Here is an 18803-nt window from a genome sequence, read left to right on the forward strand (position 1 = left end):
GGTCAGTAATTACGGTTGTTCTCCAAGTAACACTGCCACGGCCTTTTTCATTCCGAGACACCCGTCCCGACCCGCGAGACGATTTCGTCCCAGTAACCGGGCATCGTCTCCCAGGGGTCGGCCCGGCCGCCGCGGTCCGTGCGGTCGGTGAAGCAGATCGTCGCGGCCCCCTGCCAACGGGCGATGCGCAGCGCTTCCTCCAGGTGCCCGCGCGGCAGGCCGTGTACGAAGTGGCAGAAGCGCTCGGGCGGATAGTCCGCGCTCCACTCGGCCGCCTGGGACCAGCGGTAGTCGGCCCAGGTGCCCGAGAAGGTGACGAGCTGGTCGGCGTTCTCGGCATAGCCCGGGCAGGGATGGGTGCCGTGGCCGAGGACGATGTGGGCATCGTCACGGACCGCCCGCAGGGTGGTGACCGTGCGGCGGACCTCGGGCAGGGCGGCCCGGTCGGAGGGACAGTGGGCGAGGAGGAATCCGTCGACCTGGTACCAGTCGAGATAGCGGTGGGCGTCGGAGATCTGCTCGCCGAGGCTGCGGGTTCCGTACGCGGCGTCGAGATGGCCGAGGACGCGGACGCCCGCGTTGCGCAGGCGGCCGGCGGCCTCCAGGCATCGCGGGTCGGGGTGCGCACCGGGGCCGTCGGCGATGTTGAGGACGACCCAGTGCAGCGGGGTGCCGGGGCAGGTGAGGCCGGCCCACTCGTCGGGGGCGACGAGGGGGTGGGCCAGCCCCGGGACACCGAGGCCGGTGCGGACGCCGGTGCTCGGGACGCCCGCTTTGGTGCTGGTCAGATACGACATGCCGCCTCCATCCAGATGTCGGCGAGGGACTCTTCGAGGGCGATCCGGGGCCGCCAGCCGAGCCGGTCGCGTGCGGTGCGCACATCGGCCTGCTGCCAGCTGCCGCAGCCGTCGGGGTACGGGTGCGCCGCCGGGACCGCGTGCTCGGGGTCGGTGCGCTCGCCGCGGCTCTGGAGGGGGTCCGGGCGGTGGTGGCCGAGGGCGTCGCTCCGGTGGTGGCCGAGGGCGTCGACCCGGTGGCCGAGGGACTCGGTACGGGGGTGGCCGATCGTGGGCCGCAGCGCTCCGGGGGGTCCGTCGAGTTCGTGCAGGGCCCCGCCGTAGCCGGCGACCCGGGCGAGGGTGGCGGCGGCGTCGCGCAGCCGGACGGCGCGGCCGGAGCCGATGTTGATGACGCCCTGCGCGGCGGAGAGCGAGGCGGCGTGCACCGCTCGTGCGACGTCGCGGACGTCGACGAAGTCCCGCTGGGCGCCGAGGCCGCCGAGCCGGAGTTCGCCGTCGCCGGACTGCATCGCGCGGCGCATGGCCTCGGCGAGCCGGCCCAGCGGGGAGCCGGCGGGCGTACCGGGCCCCGCGGGCGAGAAGACCCGCAGGACGACGGCGTCCAGGCCGGAGCCGAGGACGAGTTCGGTCGCGGCGAGTTTGCTGACGCCGTAGGGACCGCCGGGGCGGGGGACGGCGTCCTCCGCGGTCGAGGAACCGGGCTGGCTGGGTCCGTACTCCGCGCTGCAGCCGACCTGCACGAGGCGGGCGCCGCAGCCGCTGCGGCGCAGGGCCTCGCAGACCGTCGCGACGGCGACGGTGTTGTGCCGGGTGAGTTCGCGGGCGCCGCCCCGGGTGGCGCCCGCGCAGTTGACGACCACTCCGGGATGGACCGCGTCCAGGAAGCGGGTGAGGGCGCCCGGGCTTCCGGTGGCGAGGTCGAAGCGGACGTCGGCGTCGTCACCGCGGCCGAGGGCGGTGAGCTGGACGGCGGGGTCGGCGAGCAGACGGTCGGCGACGAAGCGGCCGATGTAGCCGTTGGCTCCGATCAGCAGGACTCTCATCGGGCGGCTCCCGGTGCCGAGGCGTCGGGTCGGGAGGTGGTCATCTGGGGGCTCCTTCAGGGGGTGATGCGAGGGTGTTGCGGACGGTTGAGGGGCTGTCCGTGCGCGCGCTCACCGCGTTCGCTCCGTCGGGGCGTGGGCCGAGGCCCTGGTCAGGCGACGGCACGCGTGGACGAGGAGGGTGAGGGCGCCGATGCCGCAGGCGGCCGTCGGGACACCGGCCGGGCCGCAGGCGGCGACCAGTGCCTCCACGGGCGCGGACAGGAAGCCGCAGCCGGGGAGGCGGCCGGCGAAGACCGTGGCCAGGGCGGCCGCCTCCGCGGCGGCCGTGGCGGTGAGGACGAGCGGACCGGCGTGGGCGTGGCCGTGCACGCCGAGCAGCCGGGCGAGCAGCAACAGGGCGCCCAGACCGAGTCCCTGGGGCCAGCCGGCGGGTTCGCCGAGCACGGCGCCGGTCAGCGTGAGCAGAGCCGCCAGGGCCCCCAGGTACAGGGTGAACGCGCCGAGCAGCAGGGGGCGCACGGAGGCGGAGAAGTCCGTGAGACCCCGGCTGGACGACAGTTTGCGGCGGGCGCCCGCCGTGAAGAGGTGGGCGCAGCCGGCCGCCGGCGCGTAGGACAGCGCGAGGGCCAGGACGGGGGCAAGGGTGACCGGCCACTCCCCGTCGGCGGTGCCGTCGGGCAGGCCGTCGGGGCCACCGCTGGCCGCGGTCTGCAGGAGCCCGTCGCCCAGGAGGGCGTAGCCGAGGAGCCAGCAGGTCCAGGTGCTGGTGGTGCGCGGCGCGGCGCTCAGCGGCCCGCGGCGCAGTGCCGCGCCCAGGGCCAGGGCGACCGCGAGGACTCCGACGGCGGCCGCGATCAGGCGCGGCCGGCCGTCGGTCAGGCGCAGTCCCGCCACGGCGGCGGCGCACAGCACGCCGGGCAGCAGGGCGAGGACGAACCCGGCGGCGCGGGGCCCGCCCGGACGGGGCGTCGGCCCGTCCTCGGAGGGTGCGGGGGTGTCGCCGTCGCGCGGGACCCGGGCGTACATCTCTTCCGCGAGGGAGAAGACGTCCCGGTGGCGGAAGCGTGCGGCGGTCCGGTCGGTGACGCCGTGCGCCTCCAGGCCCGCCGCGATCTCCAGCGGGTCCACAGCGCGTTCGCACAGTTCGCGGTGCCGGTGCAGCAGCCCCTTCACGGGGTCCGCGGCGGAGCGGCGAACGCCTGACGCGGGTGGCGGCTGCCTGCCTTCGCCAGGGCCCGTGCCGCGCGGGGCCCCGGGCCGGTCCAGTTCGCCGAGGCCGCTCATCGGGACGCTCCCTCGGCCGCCGAAACCGGTGTCGTGGCCCGGACCGGTCCCGGCCGGCCGCCGTCCGTCGCCCAGCCGGGACCGGTCCGGACCGCGCCGGGACCGCCCCGGGCAGCGATCCGGGCCGTGGCATCGCTCCAGCGGCCGGGGACGTGGGCCTCGGCGGGGACGCCGAAGGGCAGGGGTTCGCCGGTGTCGTCGAGGACGACGCGGCGGACCGGTGTACGCGAGAGGATCTCCAGGTAAATGCCGTGAAATGCCGTGATGTTCTGCTCGACGGTGAACAGCTCCAGTGCGCGGGCGCGCGCGGCGGCGCCCAGGCGTTCGCGGCGCTCGGGGTCGCGCAGCAGCGCGACGCACGCCTCGGCGAGCGCCCGCGGATTGCGCGGGGGCACGACCAGTCCGGTGCCTCCGATGGCCTCCACCACCGCGCCGACGTCCGTGGACACCGTCGCCCGGCCGCAGAACATGGCCTCGACGAGTCCGGTCGGGAACCCTTCGACGACGCTGGAGAGCACCACCAGCGCCGCCGAGGCGTAGGCGTCGGCGCGGGAGGGCAGTTCGGGTCCGCCGGTCTCCTCGAAGGAGACCGGGTTGCGGCCGACGGCGTGCGGACCGTCGGCCTCGTCCGGGAAGAGCTGCGCCGCCAGCCCCTTGCAGTGGGCCAGGTAGGCGGGGCCCTCGGGGCCGAAGGGGGCACCGACGATCCTGAGCCGCGAGCCGGGCTCCGCCCTGCGGACCTCCGCGAAGGCGTGCAGCAGCGAGACCAGGTCCTTGGCCGGTTCGACGCGGCCGACCCAGACGAGGGTCTGCGGGTCGGCGCACTCCGGGGACTCCCCGGCCTCGGCGAAGGGAGCCGCGTCCATGCCCGGGTGGACCGTGCGCAGTTTGGCGCGCTCGGCGCCACAGCGCTCCTGCCAGCGACGGGTATGGGTGTTGCCCGGGGTGACCACGGCCGCGCACCGGTAGGTCTCGGTGGCCAGCCGACCGTGGAAGGCGGCGAGCAGCGACCGTATCGCGGGTGAGGAATCGGGTTCCGTGAGGTAGTGCGTCCGCAGCCGCACGCCGTATTCGGTGACGAGCAGCGGTACGTCGCAGAAGTGCCGGGCGAGCAGGCCCGGGAGGGCGCCCGTGCCTCCGGAGGCCGCGTGGCACAGGTCCACCGAACCGAGGTCGTCGTCCTCGTACCAGTCGAGGGACAGGGGGCGCAGGACGCGTTCGAGGCGCGCGGCGACGGCCAGCAGATCGGGAACGCGCGCCTCGCGCGCGGAGCGGTGGGCGCCAGGCGCGCGACAGGCGCGTTCCAGGGCGCGTACGGCGGTCTCCGAGCGGAGTGCGGCGGGCAGTCCACCCTCGTCGCGGGCGAGTTCGGCGAGGCCGTACAGCGCGCTGGCGAAACGGTCCGCCTCAAGGGCCGACTGCCCTTCCGACTGCCCTTCCGGCTCCGCCTCCGAGCTCCTGGCCGGATCCCCGGGCGCGGCGGTGCACAGGGCCGTGGCCAACTCGCCGTAGTACTCGGCGAAGCGCCGGCGCGCACGCCGTCCGTGGACGATTCCGTCGTCCACGGTTTCCCACAGCGGGGCGGTGCGCACCCGGCCGACCTGCGGCGGCAGCGGCACCCAGCCCTCGTCCTCCTCGCGCTCGCTGCGGCTGAGCGCGTAGACGTCGAACTCGTGGTGCTCCAAGCCGCGCACGAGCCGGTCGCACCAGAGCCCGGCCTCACCGCTCACATACGGATAGCCACCCTCCGTAAGCAGTCCGATGCGCACGCGCGCACCCCCGATCTCCCGTTTGGGGAGCCGCCGTTGGCCCGGCGGCTCGCAGCGGGACGAACGTATGCGGACAAGGAGGTGGTGCGATGGACGGTTGTCCATCGCACCACCAAAAGGGGTGAACGGTCGTAACTTTCCCGTGCGAGGCGCGTTCGGTCGCGTTAAGAGATCAAGCGGTCACCGAGTGCGACGCGTGGGCCCGAACCGGCCGTCAGCCGTTCGGGTAGGCCCAGGCGTTGGGGCGGCAGTCGATTCCGTCGTGGTCTACGAATTTCGTCTGCTGTTGCATGACCGGGGCGAGTTCGCCGTCCTTGTCGCAGGTGACGTGGTTGTAGCCGATGCGGTGCCCGACCTCGTGGTTGATCAGCATCTGCCGGTAGGCGTGGATCGCATCGCCGTACGGCGCGGCGCCCTGGGCCCAGCGGTAGGCGTTGATCATTACGCGCTGGGTGGCGGCCGAGTCGCAGGAGACGTTGTCCTCGGTGGTGTCCAGGCCCGACTTGGCGCACCACTCGGCGGTGGTGCCGGGGCTGGCCAGCGTGAGGACGAAGTCCGGCTGCCCCGATTCGACGCGCTCGAAGGTACGGGCGCCGTTGTGGGCCCAGCTCCGGTCGTCGTTGAGGGTCTTCTGCACGGCCTCGGCGAAGAGTTCGCCGTCGAGGCCGAGCCCCTGCTCCACGTCGATGCGGTAGGTGTACTTCTGCCCCTTCCCGGTCCCCTTGGCGATGCCCGGGATCGCGTCGAACTTCCCCGAGGCCTTGAGGGTGGCACCCAGCGGGTACCTCTTGCCCATCTTCTGCTCGTACGTCAGCGGTTTCGCGGAGGCGGACGCGGAGGGCGTCGGCCGCTCGTCGTCCCGTGACGCCGGGTCGTGGGCACCGCGGGCCTGGTCGGTGGCGGACTGCGCGCGCATGTCGCCCTCGTCCGACCCGTCGGCGACCTGACCGGCCACGACGACGGCCAGCACGGTGGTGACGGCGGCCGCCGCGACACCGGTGAAGGTCCGGCCCTTGGCCCCCTTGACCGGTGCGGGTTCGCCCGTGGGCGGCTCGTCGTCGGCGTCCTCGTCGGCACCGCCGGGGATGCCGCCGCCTCCGGAGGCGCCCCCGTCCGCGGCGCTCCAGTCGGTGACGGAGGCGTACGGGTCGGCGGGCCGGGCCGCACCGGGGGTACGGCCGCGGGGACGGACCGCGAAGACGTCGTCGTCCGCGCCGAAGGCGTCCAGGTAGTCCTGGCGCGGCCCCTCCGCCGGCGCCTGCCGCTGCCTCGGGAAGGGCGGGGCCGGTCCGGACGGCGAGGGCGGGACGAAGGGCGCGGGGGCCCCGGTGCGCGGTCCCGCCGCCGGTCCGTACCCGGCACCGGGCCGCCCGGCCGGCTCGCCCCAGCCTCCGCCCGGTTCCCGCTGCTCGGGGTGACCGCCCCGGACCCGCGGCACACCGTGTGCCGGGGTGCCGTCGGGGAACCCGGGGACGCCCTGCGCGGGCGTACCGTCCGCCGTCCGCGGAAAACCGTGGGCCGGCGTCTCGTCCGGGAATCGCGCGCCCGGACCCCGCCCCGGACCGGGACCGGGGCCCACGTACCCCTGGCGGCCACCCGGGACGTCGCCCGGCGCCGCCCCGCGTGGCGCCGCCCCCTCGACCCCCCGTGACTGGTGGGGGCCCTGTGACTGGTGGGGCCACTGTGGCTGATGAGGGCCCTGCGGCCGGTAGGGCCCCTGCGGCCCCTGCGGCGGCCCGTTCGTCCGGCGCGGGTCGGGCCGACCGGCCCGGTTCTCACTTGTCGCGGCGGTGTCCGCGGCGTCTGCCTTGGGAGCGGGCCCGCGGCGGCTGTGGCGTCCCACGTCGCGCCTCAGCCTCCTGACGTCTGGTTGGCGGGCTCGTCGTCGACGGCCCCGTCGGTCCTCTCGCCACCCGCCGGCTTCCCGGTGCCCACCGCGTCCGCGGTGCCCACCGTGTCCGGGGCAGCCGCGGTGTCCGCAGCGTCCGCGGTGTCCGCGAGGAGTTCGCGGAACGCCGTGGCAACGGCTTCCGGATACTCCATCATCGCCACGTGTCCCGCGTCCGGCAGGGTCAGCAGCCGGGAGTCACGGAAGGCGCGGGCGGCCCGCTGGGCCATGCGGTAGCCGACGAGTTGGTCGCGTCCACCGTAGACCAGGAGCGTGGGTGCGAGAACCCGCTCGGCCTGTCGCCACAGTCCGTGCTGGCCGCCCACCGTGTACGCGTTGACGAGTCCCCGGGTGGAACGCGCCATGGCGTCCCAGAAGTACGGCAGCCGCAGCCGCCGCTCCATCTCCTGCACCGCGTTGCGGAAGCCTTCCGGCGTCACCCGCCCCGGATCTCCGTAGCAGAGTGCCGTCACGCCACGGACCCGCTGCTCCGCGGTCCACTCCCGGGTGAGCCGGTTGAACAGCGGAACCACCCCCGGCACCGCCAGCAGCCCCGTCGGCAGTGCGCTGCGCTGCACGCGGATCTCCGGCAGCGCGGGCGACACGAGGGTCAGCGTCCGCACCAGGTCGGGACGCACCGCGGCGACGCGGGTGACGACGGCGCCGCCCAGCGAGTTCCCGAACAGGTGCACGGGACCGCGCCCGGACGCGTCGAGGTGGCGGACGACCGCGCGCGCGTGGCTCGTGATCGAGTAGTGGCCGTCGTCCGGCGGCGGGGAGTCGCCGAAGCCGGGCAGGTCGAGGGCCTCGCTGTGGACGACGCCGTCCAGCAGCGGCATGAGCGCCGACCAGTTCTGCGAGGAGCCGCTGAGGCCGTGGACGTAGAGGGCGGGCGGCAGCCCCTCGCGGGCGGGCCGTCTCGACCGCACCGTCAGGGTGATGCCGGGGAGGTGGACCGACCTGAGCCGCTCCCCGTCCGCGACCCTGACGGCCGCGACCTTCGGCAGCACGCTGGCGGGCGGCACGGACGGCGGCTCGGTCGAAGGCATGCGGCAATGTTACGAGACGATCACGCAGTGGTTCATGTGTTCGCCGTCACAAGGGTGCTGCGGCGGCGCGTCGCCCGGGTACGGATGCCGTCGGCGCCGGGACCGGGCGCACAAGACCGGGACCGGCGACGCATGGCGTCCGGATCGGGTGTCTCCTAGGCTCGTGAAGTGGGCACCCGCGTGTGACCCCTGCACCCCGGGGACGTCCGTAGGAAGGGAGCCCAGCATGACCGTCGACCCGACCGACCCCGACACCTTCGACGACGAGGCGCAGGCACCGGATCCGGAGGACCGCGACGTCGAGGCGCCCGACGCCGACGCCGCCGAGCAGCGGGCGGACATCGGGCAGGAGCGCGACGAGCCGCTGACCGGCGTCGAGCCGGACCGCGCCAACGAGGCGGACCTGGCCGAGCAGGCCCGGGTCGTCTCGCACGACGAGGACGACTACCGCTGAACACCGAAACGGAGGCCGATCTTTGCCCGGTCTGGCTCCTTTTGAAACCTGTTGTGCGGCTTTCGCCACCGTCCGGTCCGTGAAATTCTGCGCTCGCAGCACACACACCACGGTTACCGAAAAGTACGATGTCAACGCGGCGCACACCGCACGAGGACGACTATGGGAGGCGGCGTGACAGCCATCGAGCAGACAGAGGCGGTACGCCCGCGGGGCACACGCCTTCCCCGCCGAGCCCGACGCAACCAGCTGCTGGGCGCCGCACAGGAAGTGTTCGTGGCCCAGGGCTACCACGCGGCCGCGATGGACGACATCGCCGAGCGCGCAGGCGTCAGCAAGCCGGTGCTGTACCAGCACTTCCCCGGCAAGCTCGACCTCTACCTCGCCCTGCTGGACCAGCACTGCGAGGCACTGATCCAGTCCGTGCGCAGCGCGCTCGCGTCGACCTCCGACAACAAGCAGCGCGTCCGGGCGACGATGGACGCGTACTTCGCCTACGTCGAGGACGAGGGCGGCGCCTTCCGCCTGGTCTTCGAGTCGGACCTGACCAACGAGCCCGCCGTGCGCGAGCGCGTGGACAAGGTGACGAACGAGTGCGCGGAGGCGATCTGCGACGTCATCGCCGAGGACACCGGCCTCTCGCGCGCGGAGTCGATGCTGCTGGCCTCGGGACTGGGCGGTCTCGCGCAGGTGGTGGCGCGCTCCTGGCTGCACAGCGACCGCAGCGTGCCCCGCGACCAGGCGGTGCAGCTGCTGACCTCGCTGGCCTGGCGTGGCATCGCCGGCTTCCCGTTGCACGGCACCGAGCAGCACTGAGGACCGCGGCACCGGTTCTGTTCCCGCCGGCTGTTCGCTCCTGGCGTTCTCCGACGCTGCGTGTACGTCCCCTCACCGGGCTAATGTGTGCTGGTACGGCGCGGAAGATCGCGCACTTACTGACCGTCGGAGGGACATAGCCGTGGAGGTCAAGATCGGCGTGCAGCACGCGCCCCGCGAGATCGTTCTGGAGAGCGGTCAGAGCGCCGAGGAGGTCGAGCGCGTGGTGGGCGAGGCACTGGCCGGCAAGTCGCAGCTGCTGAGCCTCGTGGACGAACACGGCCGCAAGGTCCTGGTGCCGGCCGACCGGCTCGCCTACATCGAGATCGGCGAGCCGGCCCCGCGCAAGGTGGGCTTCGGCGCGCTGTAGCCGCCGGACGCGGGACGACGGACGTAGAACGGGTGGGGCCCGGCGGTGACACACCGCCGGGCCCCACCCGTCTTCGCGTTTCCGGCTCCCCCCACTCCCGTTCACTGGCGGAGCACAGTTCACCCACAGGGGGAGGATTGCATTCCGCAGGTCAGGGGTAAGTCGGCTGTGACCGTTTGGGGCAGGCCGGCCATGTGGGAGGGACCCCGACATGATCTTGGAAGCGCTCAGCGCCGCACTTCTCGGCCTCGCCCTGGCATGGGCGGCCGCGCACCGTCTGCCGCACCGTCTGCCCGCGCCGCTCCTCGTCCTGCCGACCGGTGTCGCCGGGGCCCTCTTCGGGGCGTTCGTCACGCACACCGCGCTGGGCGCCGGGGGACTCGTGCTGGTGCTACTGGGTTCGGCGACGGTCTCCGCGGCCTCGCTGTCGCTGCTGCTGCGCCCCGCGGGAAGGCTCCGCCGCAGTTCGGCGCCCGCCTGACCGGCAGACCGTCCGCACCGCGTCGGGCCCGGGCGACGGCGCCCGGCCCGAGTGGTGACACCCGGCCCGAGTGACGGCGCCCGGCCCCTGCGGTTGCGCCCGGCCCGAGTGATGACACCCGGCCCGGGTGACGGCGTCAGGCCGCCAGACCCAGCGCCGCCATCCGCTTGGTGTGCGCCTCGGTGATCCGGGAGAACATCTTGCCGACCTCGGCCAGGTCGAAGCCGTCCGCGACCCCGCCCACGAGCATGGTCGACAGCGCGTCCCGGTCGGCCACCACCCGCTGGGACTGCGAGAGCGCCTCCCCCATCAGCCGCCGCGCCCACAGCGCGAGCCGCCCGCCCACGCGCGGATCGGCGTCGATCGCCGCGCGCACCTTCTCCACGGCGAAACCGGCGTGCCCGGTGTCGTCGAGCACGGCGAGGACCAGCTCGCGGGTGTCCGTGTCGAGGCGGGCGGCGACCTCGCGGTAGAAGTCGCTCGCGATGGAGTCGCCGACGTAGGCCTTGACGAGACCCTCCAGCCAGTCCGAGGGGTCCGTCTGCTTGTGGAAGCCGTCGTAGGCGGCCACGAACGGCTCCATCGCCCCCGTCGGCTCCTCACCGATCTCGGCCAGCCGGTCGCGCAGCCGCTCGAAGTGGTGGAACTCCGCCGACGCCATCTTCGCCAGCTCCGCCTTGTCCGCCAGCGTGGGCGCCAGCTTGGCGTCCTCCGCGAGCCGCTCGAACGCCGCCAGCTCGCCGTACGCGAGCGCGCCGAGCAGGTCCACGACCGCGGCGCGGTACTGCGGGTCGGCCGCGGCCGCCGCCCAGTCGCGGGCGGCGACCGGGGTGGTTCCGGCGGTACCGGCGTTACCAGCGGTCTCGGCGGGGGCGTCTGCGGCGGTGCCAGGCTTGTCAGAGCTCGTCATGCAGCGCACAATAGCCCGCTCTTCAGCGGCGGTAAGGCCCTGGTCAGTCAGTGTGACGACGACTACGTGAGGAAATCGGCCATCGCGTGTGCGCGAATCCGGGGTATGGTGGTAATGCGCCTGCCGAGTATGCGACGTACGGGTACGTGACATCGTCGTCGGGCCGCACGCATGAGGATGCCCGGTCGGTGGCCCGATCGGCTCCGACCCGACAGCCCTCCTTGCCGTACGCCGCATTGCGTACGGGTTCCGGAGGGGGACCCTCAGTGGTACGAGCGCTGGAGCGTCGACAGAGGTCCCGTGTCCTACGGCTCACCCGTAAGGCAGCCGACGTCCCCGACACGGTCCGGCACGACCCGCGCGCTCGCCTCGCACCACGTACACAGAAGAGGCAGCACCCTGACTACGACGTTCCGATCCCTCGGGATCCTCCCCGAGACCGCCGAAGCCCTCGAAGCCGTCGGCATCACGACTCCCTTTCCGATCCAGGAGCTGACGCTCCCCGTGGCCCTCTCGGGCACGGACGTGATCGGCCAGGCCAAGACCGGCACCGGCAAGACGCTGGGCTTCGGCCTCCCGCTCCTTGAGCGCGTCACCGTCCCCGCCGACGTCGAGGCGGGCCGGGCGGCGCCCGAGTCCCTCACCGACGCGCCGCAGGCCCTCGTCGTCGTCCCGACGCGCGAGCTGTGCCAGCAGGTCACCAACGACCTCCTGACCGCCGGCAAGGTCCGCAACGTACGCGTCCTCGCGATCTACGGCGGCCGCGCCTACGAGCCGCAGGTGGAGGCCCTGAAGCAGGGCGTCGACGTGATCGTCGGCACCCCGGGCCGCCTGCTGGACCTGGCCGGCCAGAAGAAGCTGAGCCTGAAGCACGTCAAGTGCCTGGTCCTCGACGAGGCCGACGAGATGCTCGACCTGGGCTTCCTGCCCGACGTCGAGAAGATCATCAACATGCTGCCTGCCCGGCGTCAGACCATGCTGTTCTCGGCCACCATGCCGGGCGCGGTCATCGGACTGGCCCGGCGCTACATGTCGCAGCCCACGCACATCCGCGCCACCTCGCCGGACGACGAGGGCGCGACGGTCGCGAACACGAAGCAGTTCGTCTACCGCGCGCACAACATGGACAAGCCCGAGATGGTGGCCCGCATACTGCAGGCCGACGGCCGCGGACTGGCCATGGTCTTCTGCCGCACCAAGCGCACGGCGGCCGACCTGGCCGACCAGCTCAAGCAGCGCGGCTTCGCCTCCGGCGCGGTCCACGGCGACCTCGGCCAGGGCGCCCGCGAGCAGGCCCTGCGCGCCTTCCGCAACGGCAAGGTGGACGTGCTCGTCTGCACCGACGTCGCCGCCCGCGGCATCGACGTCGAGGGCGTGACGCACGTCATCAACTACCAGTCGCCGGAAGAGGAGAAGACCTACCTGCACCGCATCGGCCGCACCGGCCGCGCGGGCGCGAAGGGTACGGCGATCACGCTGGTCGACTGGGACGACATCCCGCGCTGGCAGCTGATCAACAAGGCGCTGGACCTGGGCTTCAACGACCCGCCGGAGACGTACTCCACCTCCCCGCACCTGTACACCGACCTGGGCATCGCCGAGGGCACCAAGGGCGTCCTGCCGCGCTCGGAGCGCACCCGCGCCGGGCTCGACGCGGAGGAGCTCGAGGACCTGGGCGAGCCGGGCGGCCGCGGTGGCCGCGGTGGCCGCGGACGTGGCGACCGGGGTGGCCGAGGCGGGCGCGACGACTCGCGTTCCGGCGACCGCGAGCGCGACCGTTCGTCCCGTACGACGCCGCGCCGCCGCCGTCGGATGCGCGGCGGTGCGCCGGTGGACGCGGAGGCCTCCGTGGCCCCCGCGGCCGAGGCCGTGACCGGTGGTGCGGACGCCTCCGCGGGTACCGACGGCGACAAGGGTCCCCGCACGCTGCGCCGCCGGCGCCGTACCCGGAGCGGTGAGCCCTCGCGCCGCCAGGAGACCGCCGCGACGCCCGGCACCGACTCCCCTGCGGCGCAGGCCGCCGAGGACGCCGCGCTCGCGCCTTCCGAGGCTCCGGTCGTGGAAACGGTGGAGACCCCGGAGGTCGTGGAGGTCGTGGAGGCCGTGGAGGCCCCGACGAAGCCGCGCCGCCGCACCCGCACCCGCAAGGCGGCCGAGGCCCCGGCCGCCCCGGCCACTGAGGAGTCGATCGAGGCTCCGGCAGTCGTCGAGGCTCCGGCAGTCGTCGAGGCTCCGGCGGTCGTCGAGGCTCCGACGGTGGAGGCTCCTGTCGAGAAGCCGCGCCGGCGCACCCGCAAGGCCACGGCCGCCGAGGCGGCGGTCGACACGGCCGAGGGAGCGACCGAGCCCGCGTCCGAGCCGGCCGAGACCAAGCCGCGCCGCCGGACCCGCAAGGCGGCCGAGCCCGCCGTGCAGGCTGCTCCGGACGCCGAGGCCGAGGCCAAGCCGCGCCGCACGCGGAAGACGGCCGCCGCCAAGGCGGAAGCCGTCGCCGACACCGCCGAGGCCGCGGACGCGAAGCCGAAGACCCGCCGCACCCGCAAGACCGCCGAACCGGCGGTGCAGGCTGCTCCAGACGCCGAAGCGGAGGCCGAGGCCAAGCCGCGCCGCACCCGCAAGACGGCCGCCACCAAGGCAGCGGAAGCCGCCGCCGACACCGCCGAGGCCGCGGACGCGAAGCCGAAGACCCGCCGCACCCGCAAGACCGCCGAACCGGCGGTGCAGGCTGCTCCAGACGCCGAGGCCGAGGTCGAGGCCAAGCCGCGCCGCACCCGCAAGACGGCCGCCACCAAGGCAGCGGAAGCCGCCGCCGACACCGCCGAGGCCGCGGACGCGAAGCCCAGGGCCCGCCGCACCCGGAAGGCGGCCGCGGCCGTCGAGGCCGCCGCCGAGATTCCGGCGCAGGCCTCGCAGGAGCCGGAGGCCGCCCCGCGGCGCCGGACCCGTAAGGCCGCGGTTGCCGTCGAGGCGCCCGCGGCGGGTGCCGAGACGGCGGAGGCGAAGCCGAAGGCCCGCCGTACCCGCAAGACGGCCGCCGCCGCGCAGCCCGCGGAGGCCGGCGAGAGCTGATCCGCGCCGCTCGTCCCGGGCCGTCGGCCCCGTCCCGCCACCCACGTGGGACGGGGCCGACGGCGTTGGGCGTCGTCACTCCCGTGCGCATCGCCCGATAGCCTCTGCCCGTGAGCAGGAACGCCGCCTTCAGCCCGCCCCCGGACGCCCGCACGTACCGGCTGCGTACCGCACGCGGTGAGTTCGCCGTCGTCGACTCGCCCGTGGCCGCCGGGGTCGCGCCGAAGGGCGTGGTGATGATGCTGCCCGGCTTCACGGGGAGCAAGGAGGACTTCACCCTGCTGCACCGGCCGCTCGGGGCGCGCGGCTACCGCACGGTCGCCGTGGACGGACGCGGGCAGTACGAGTCGGACGGGCCCGAGCACGACGAGGCAGGGTACGCGCGGGCCGAACTGGCCCGGGACGTGCTCGCGCAGGCCGCCGCCCTCGGGACGCGCGTGCACCTCGTGGGGCACTCCCTGGGCGGCCAGATCGCACGGGCCGCCGTCCTGCTCGACGCCGCCCCGTTCCTTTCCCTCACGCTGATGTCCTCGGGCCCGGCGCGGATCTCCGAGTCGCAGCGGCAGCGGGTGAAGCTGCTGCGGGACGCGCTGGACACGATGACGATGGCGGAGGTCTGGAACGTGATGCAGGCCATGGGACCGCCGGAAGAGGCCGGCGCCCCGGACCCCGCCCACGGACCGGAGGACCCGGTACGGCTGCGCGACCGCTGGCTGGGCACCAGGCCGGCGCAACTGCTCGCCACGGGACGCCAGTTGTGCACCGAGCCGGACCGTGTCGCCGAGCTCGCCGCCGTACCGCTGCCGTTCCACGTGCTGTCGGGCACCTATGACGACACCTGGCCCGTGCCCCTCCTGGACGAGATGGCCCTGCGGCTGGACGCGCGCCGGACGGTCGTCGCGGGCGCCGAGCACTCCCCCAACACCGACCAGCCCCTGGCGACCGCCCGCGCCCTCGCCGACTTCTGGGACGACCATCCCGTGCCGCCCCGGCCGTACGTGCGCTGAGCCCCGCGGACAGTACTCCGCGGACAGGCCCCCGTACTCCGCCGACAGGCCCCGGTACTCCGCCGGCAGGCTCTAGTACTGCGCCCGCAGGTGCTCCCAGAAGCCGTCCCGCAGCGCCCGGCGCAGGTCGGCCTGGCCGCGCAGCGAGTACTGCAGCAGTCCCTCGGCCTCCACCAGCAGGTCCTGGTCCACGGAGCCGGGCAGGTAGGGGTGGCCGGGGAGCAGCTCGACGAGGGACTCGCGCCCCCGGGCCGCCAGCCATTTCGCCGCGATCTGCGCACCCACGAAGCGGACGTCCTCCCGGGCCGGGCGGGTGAGACCCGTCGCCTCGACGGCGGGGGCCGTGCGCCGGGAGACGTACGGCTTGAAGAAGTCGAGGTCGAGGGTGCGCTGGCTGTCGACCTCCCAGAGCAGCGGCTCGGCCTGGTTGCGGCCCTCGGGGGCCTCGATGCCCCACAGGTGGACGCGGGCGCCGAACCCCTGGGCGGCTTCGACCGCCGACACGAGGTCCTCGTCGCCGCCGAGCAGGGCCGCGTCGCTGATGGCGCGGTGCCGGGCGAGGGACTCCAGGTCGGTGCGGATGAGGGAGTCGACGCCCTTCTGCTGGTTGTTGGCGTTGAGGTTGCCCAGGCGCACCTTGACGTCCGGCAGCTCGGCGATGGACTGCTGCTCGGCGGTGTGAATGCGGCGGCGGGCGCCGTCGTACCAGTACACGCGCAGCAGGCGGCTGTCGGCGAAGATGGTCCGGGCCCTGTCGATGAGGGCCTCGATGAGCCCCTCGGCGTCCAGGTCGAAGGCCCGGCGGTCCTCGGTCCCGGCCACCAGTCGCCCCGCCGCCGCGTACAGGTAACCGGCGTCGACGAAGATCGCGTGGGTCGAGGGGGTCTTCGCCACCTCGGCGAGCATGCGCTGGAGCAGCTCGTTCGTGCGATCGATGCGAGCGTTCAGGGACGCGAGGTCGTCGTTCATCACCTCCATTGTCCCGGCGGTCACGCTACGAACACAACCGGTCCCGGTCAGTCTTGTACGAGACACCTATCGCGCTGTAACAAGCGACTTACCTGTCAGTAATTAGTCGTGCGAAAAATTTCCTTAGCGTAGGGAATGTTTGCAGAGGGCATCCCGTTGACCACTACGGAAGCCCGGGCACCGACGACCCAGGAGCCACACCAGTAGTTCTCCGCAGGAGGATGACCAGATCAAGGGAGAGGCCATGCGCTTTGAAGTCATGCGACTCGACGACGTCGACGGGACCCCCGTGGACACGACTGTCGTGGACGCCGCCTCCGTGAACCGCATCGTTCAGCAGGCCGCCGCCATCGGGCAGCGCCTGTGGATCCGCCCCGCCGACACCTCGGCCTTGTAACGCGGACTGTTCGCACATGCTCAGGGCCCCCGCACGGAACACCGTGCGGGGGCCCTGTCGCTGCGCTCACGCGCCCTGGATCACCTGGGTGACGCCGTTGATGATCTGCTGCACGGCGATCGCGGAGAGCATCATGCCGGCGAGCCGGGTCACCAGGACCACACCGCCGTCCTTGATGACCCGGATGATCAGCAGCGAGTACCGCATCACCAGCCACAGCACCACGTGGATGGCGAGGATCGCCGCCCACACCGAGACCTGCGTGGTCACGCTGTCCGCCTTCTGCACGGCCAGGATGACCGACACGATCGCGCCGGGCCCGGCGAGCAGCGGCATGCCCAGCGGAACGAGGGCGACGTTGACGTCCTTGGTCTGCTTCGGCTCGTCCGTCTTGCCGGTGAGCAGGTCGAGGGCGATCAGCAGGAGCAGCAGCCCGCCCGCGATCATCAGGGCGGGCACGGACACGTGCAGGTAGTCGAGGATCTGGTGCCCGAGCAGACCGAACACCGTGATCACACCACCGGCGACGCAGACGGCCTGGAGGGCCATCCGCTTCTGCACCTTGCCGGGGCGGCCGGAGGTGAGCGCGAGGAAGATCGGGGTGATCCCGGGGGGATCCATGATGACAAAAAGGGTCAGGAAGAGGGAGCCGAAGACGGCGACGTCGAACATGGGTGAGCTACTGGCCTTGCGGAGGAGGGGGAAGAGTGGAAGGAGATCGCGCGGAGGGTGAGGCTCAGGCCCCGCCGGCCCCCGGCACGGGGAACGCCCCGAACGCCCGTCGCGTGATCTCCCCGTACACCTCGGGGTCGGTCGTGTACTCGCCGAGCACGCAGGTCTTCCGGCTGCCGTGGTAGTCGCTCGAACCGGTCACCAGGAGCCCCAGCTCCTTCGCCGTCCCGCGCAGCCGTGCCCGCGTCTGCGCGTCGTGGTCCATGTGGTCGACCTCGATGCCGTCCAGCCCGGCGGCCGCCAGGTCGGCGATCGCGGCCTCGGACAGGGTGCGTCCGCGCTTGGCGGCGGCCGGGTGCGCGAACACGGCGACCCCGCCCGCGCCCTTGATCAGCCGGAGCGCCTCGAAGGGGTCGGTCTCGTGCTTCGCCACGTGGGCCCGGCCGCCGTCGGCCAGCCAGTCCTGGGTGAATGCGTCGTTCACGGTGGGGACGACGCCCAGTTCCACGAGGGCGGAGGCCACGTGCGGCCGGCCGACCGAGCCGCCGCCGGCGATCCCGGCGACCTGCTCCCAGGTGACGGGCACGCCCAGTTCGTTGAGCTTGGCGACCATGGCCCGGGCCCGCGGCACCCGGTCGTCCCGGACCAGCTCGCGCTCGGCGAGCAGGGCGGGCTCCTCGGGGTCGAAGAGGTAGGCCAGCATGTGCATGCTGACGCCGTCGAGGCGGCAGGAGAGCTCGGCGCCGGTGACGAGGGTGAGCCCCTCGGGCAGGGCGGCGACGGCCTCGGCGTGGCCGCGGGTGGTGTCGTGGTCGGTCAGCGCGACGACGTCGAGTCCGGTCGCGGCGGCCTTGCGCACCAGCTGGGCCGGGGTGTCCGTGCCGTCGGACGCGGTGGAGTGGGTGTGCAGATCGATACGCACGACGCTGACTCCAAGCGGTGACGGGACGGAAGGGGACGCTCAAGGATAACCGGAACTCGACCCCCCGCCGTCACACCCGCAGCACCCCTGCGCCCCCTACGCCACCACGGCCCGCCGCCCCGCCGCCCCGCCGCCCCGTCCGCCCCCGGCGGCGCTACGGCGCCGTCGGCTCGATCAGCCGCGGCGACAGCGCCCCGCACGGCACCAGGTCCACCTCGGCACCGGCGTCCCGCAGGTCGGTCAGCACCAGCTCCTCGTACATCAGCAGCCCGGACCGCTCGGGCCACACCACGGCCCACAGCCACATGCCGAGGGCCTCCCCGGCGAAGACGGCACGGTCGACGGGCCCCCCGGAGACGTGCCAGAGGGGGGTGGGGCGGCCCGCGGCCAGGACCTTGACCTGGGGCGGTTTCTCGACGTCCAGGTACGGTCCGGGATCCGGGCCGTCGAGGCCCGCGTACCGCGCGCCGAGGCCGACGCCGAGTTCCTCGGCGACCAGGATCAGCTCACCGATGCCCCCGAGCGGGCCCGGCCCGGAACAGGCGACGGCGGTCGCCCGGCCCCCGCTGCGGTCGTCGCCCGCACAGGCCACACCGGTGAAGAGCCAGCCGACCGGCAGCGGCCAGGGCATCCACAACGGCACCTGCGTGCGGTGCACGACGACGCCGAGCGCCTCGACGCTGGGCGGGAGTACGGGCTGGACCGGGTGCACGATGCCGTGCAGGTCGCACTGCCAGGAATCGGCGAAGAGGCCGGGAGCCCTGACCCGGCCACCACACTTCGGGCAACTGGGTTCGCCCCTCATAGAGCCCCACGGTCCTACCCTCGCCCGCCCACGTCAAGGACGATCACCCGTGCGCGGAACTAGGTGTATGTTGCATTAATTAGCAGAGCTAACTT

At 73.5% G+C, this 18803-nt stretch carries 18 protein-coding genes; 7 read left to right on the top strand and 11 right to left on the bottom strand.

Annotated features, from left to right (window positions below; all coding sequences use genetic code 11):
* Positions 1 to 47: 47 nt before the first annotated feature.
* From ACH4D3_RS21445 to ACH4D3_RS21470, 6 genes are all read right to left on the bottom strand, one after another.
* Positions 48 to 797 carry a spherulation-specific family 4 protein gene (locus ACH4D3_RS21445; protein WP_398324163.1) on the bottom strand — a complete coding sequence of 250 codons (750 nt, stop codon included), beginning with the start codon at positions 795 to 797 and terminating at the stop codon, positions 48 to 50.
* On the bottom strand, positions 785 to 1843 hold the full coding sequence (locus ACH4D3_RS21450; protein ID WP_398324165.1) for an NAD-dependent epimerase/dehydratase family protein: 1059 nt from the start codon (positions 1841 to 1843) through the stop codon (positions 785 to 787). Before ACH4D3_RS21450 ends, ACH4D3_RS21445 begins: the two co-directional genes overlap by 13 nt.
* 111 nt (positions 1844 to 1954) lie before the next feature.
* Entirely contained in the window at positions 1955 to 3130 is a 1176-nt protein-coding gene (locus ACH4D3_RS21455; protein WP_398324166.1) for a hypothetical protein, read from the bottom strand.
* Entirely contained in the window at positions 3127 to 4899 is a 1773-nt protein-coding gene (locus ACH4D3_RS21460; protein WP_398324168.1) for a DUF3492 domain-containing protein, read from the bottom strand. The genes ACH4D3_RS21455 and ACH4D3_RS21460 overlap by 4 nt, the downstream gene beginning before the upstream one ends.
* A gap of 214 nt (positions 4900 to 5113) precedes the next feature.
* Complete coding sequence (locus ACH4D3_RS21465) at positions 5114 to 6742, bottom strand: DUF3152 domain-containing protein (RefSeq protein WP_398324170.1); 1629 nt, start codon at positions 6740 to 6742, stop codon at positions 5114 to 5116.
* An 8-nt stretch (positions 6743 to 6750) separates the two neighbouring features.
* Positions 6751 to 7836 (bottom strand): alpha/beta fold hydrolase, encoded by a 1086-nt coding sequence (locus tag ACH4D3_RS21470; RefSeq protein WP_398324172.1) that lies wholly within the window; start codon positions 7834 to 7836, stop codon positions 6751 to 6753.
* Between the two features lie 226 nt (positions 7837 to 8062).
* Between ACH4D3_RS21470 and ACH4D3_RS21475 the strand changes: the two genes are divergently transcribed.
* The 4 genes from ACH4D3_RS21475 to ACH4D3_RS21490 all read left to right on the top strand — a co-directional run bounded on the left by ACH4D3_RS21475 (position 8063) and on the right by ACH4D3_RS21490 (position 9957).
* Positions 8063 to 8290 carry a hypothetical protein gene (locus ACH4D3_RS21475; RefSeq protein WP_361004023.1) on the top strand — a complete coding sequence of 76 codons (228 nt, stop codon included), beginning with the start codon at positions 8063 to 8065 and terminating at the stop codon, positions 8288 to 8290.
* A 174-nt stretch (positions 8291 to 8464) separates the two neighbouring features.
* Positions 8465 to 9106: a TetR/AcrR family transcriptional regulator gene (locus ACH4D3_RS21480; protein WP_398324174.1), complete on the top strand. Its 642-nt coding sequence runs from the start codon at positions 8465 to 8467 to the stop codon at positions 9104 to 9106.
* Positions 9107 to 9248: 142 nt separating this feature from the next.
* Complete coding sequence (locus ACH4D3_RS21485; RefSeq protein ID WP_115744078.1) at positions 9249 to 9476, top strand: DUF3107 domain-containing protein; 228 nt, start codon at positions 9249 to 9251, stop codon at positions 9474 to 9476.
* Positions 9477 to 9687: 211 nt separating this feature from the next.
* Complete coding sequence (locus tag ACH4D3_RS21490; RefSeq protein ID WP_398324176.1) at positions 9688 to 9957, top strand: hypothetical protein; 270 nt, start codon at positions 9688 to 9690, stop codon at positions 9955 to 9957.
* Between the two features lie 136 nt (positions 9958 to 10093).
* On the opposite strand, the gene ACH4D3_RS21495 is transcribed toward ACH4D3_RS21490, so the two are convergent.
* On the bottom strand, positions 10094 to 10867 hold the full coding sequence (locus ACH4D3_RS21495; RefSeq protein WP_398324178.1) for a ferritin-like domain-containing protein: 774 nt from the start codon (positions 10865 to 10867) through the stop codon (positions 10094 to 10096).
* A gap of 504 nt (positions 10868 to 11371) precedes the next feature.
* Here ACH4D3_RS21495 and ACH4D3_RS21500 point away from each other — a divergent pair.
* Together ACH4D3_RS21500 and ACH4D3_RS21505 are read left to right on the top strand one after the other, a co-directional pair.
* A complete protein-coding gene (locus ACH4D3_RS21500) occupies positions 11372 to 13936 on the top strand; it encodes a DEAD/DEAH box helicase (protein WP_398324180.1) in 2565 nt (854 codons plus the stop codon).
* Positions 13937 to 14046: 110 nt separating this feature from the next.
* On the top strand, positions 14047 to 14943 hold the full coding sequence (locus ACH4D3_RS21505) for an alpha/beta fold hydrolase (protein ID WP_398324182.1): 897 nt from the start codon (positions 14047 to 14049) through the stop codon (positions 14941 to 14943).
* A gap of 72 nt (positions 14944 to 15015) precedes the next feature.
* Here the strand turns inward: ACH4D3_RS21505 and ACH4D3_RS21510 are convergent, their stop codons facing one another.
* Positions 15016 to 15921 (bottom strand): NYN domain-containing protein, encoded by a 906-nt coding sequence (locus ACH4D3_RS21510; protein ID WP_398324371.1) that lies wholly within the window; start codon positions 15919 to 15921, stop codon positions 15016 to 15018.
* Between the two features lie 235 nt (positions 15922 to 16156).
* On the opposite strand from ACH4D3_RS21510, the gene ACH4D3_RS21515 reads away from it, so the two are divergent.
* Positions 16157 to 16309: a hypothetical protein gene (locus ACH4D3_RS21515; protein ID WP_007444413.1), complete on the top strand. Its 153-nt coding sequence runs from the start codon at positions 16157 to 16159 to the stop codon at positions 16307 to 16309.
* A 66-nt stretch (positions 16310 to 16375) separates the two neighbouring features.
* On the opposite strand, the gene ACH4D3_RS21520 is transcribed toward ACH4D3_RS21515, so the two are convergent.
* From ACH4D3_RS21520 to ACH4D3_RS21530, 3 genes are all read right to left on the bottom strand, one after another.
* Entirely contained in the window at positions 16376 to 16981 is a 606-nt protein-coding gene (locus tag ACH4D3_RS21520) for a MarC family protein (protein WP_003973815.1), read from the bottom strand.
* Between the two features lie 64 nt (positions 16982 to 17045).
* On the bottom strand, positions 17046 to 17903 hold the full coding sequence (locus ACH4D3_RS21525; RefSeq protein ID WP_398324184.1) for a PHP domain-containing protein: 858 nt from the start codon (positions 17901 to 17903) through the stop codon (positions 17046 to 17048).
* A gap of 154 nt (positions 17904 to 18057) precedes the next feature.
* Entirely contained in the window at positions 18058 to 18708 is a 651-nt protein-coding gene (locus ACH4D3_RS21530; protein ID WP_193486358.1) for a DUF6758 family protein, read from the bottom strand.
* Between the last annotated feature and the right edge of the window lie 95 nt (positions 18709 to 18803).

The sequence above is a fragment of the Streptomyces sp. NPDC018026 genome (genome assembly GCF_044327745.1).
GTDB classification, from domain to species: Bacteria; Actinomycetota; Actinomycetes; order Streptomycetales; family Streptomycetaceae; genus Streptomyces; species Streptomyces rubrogriseus.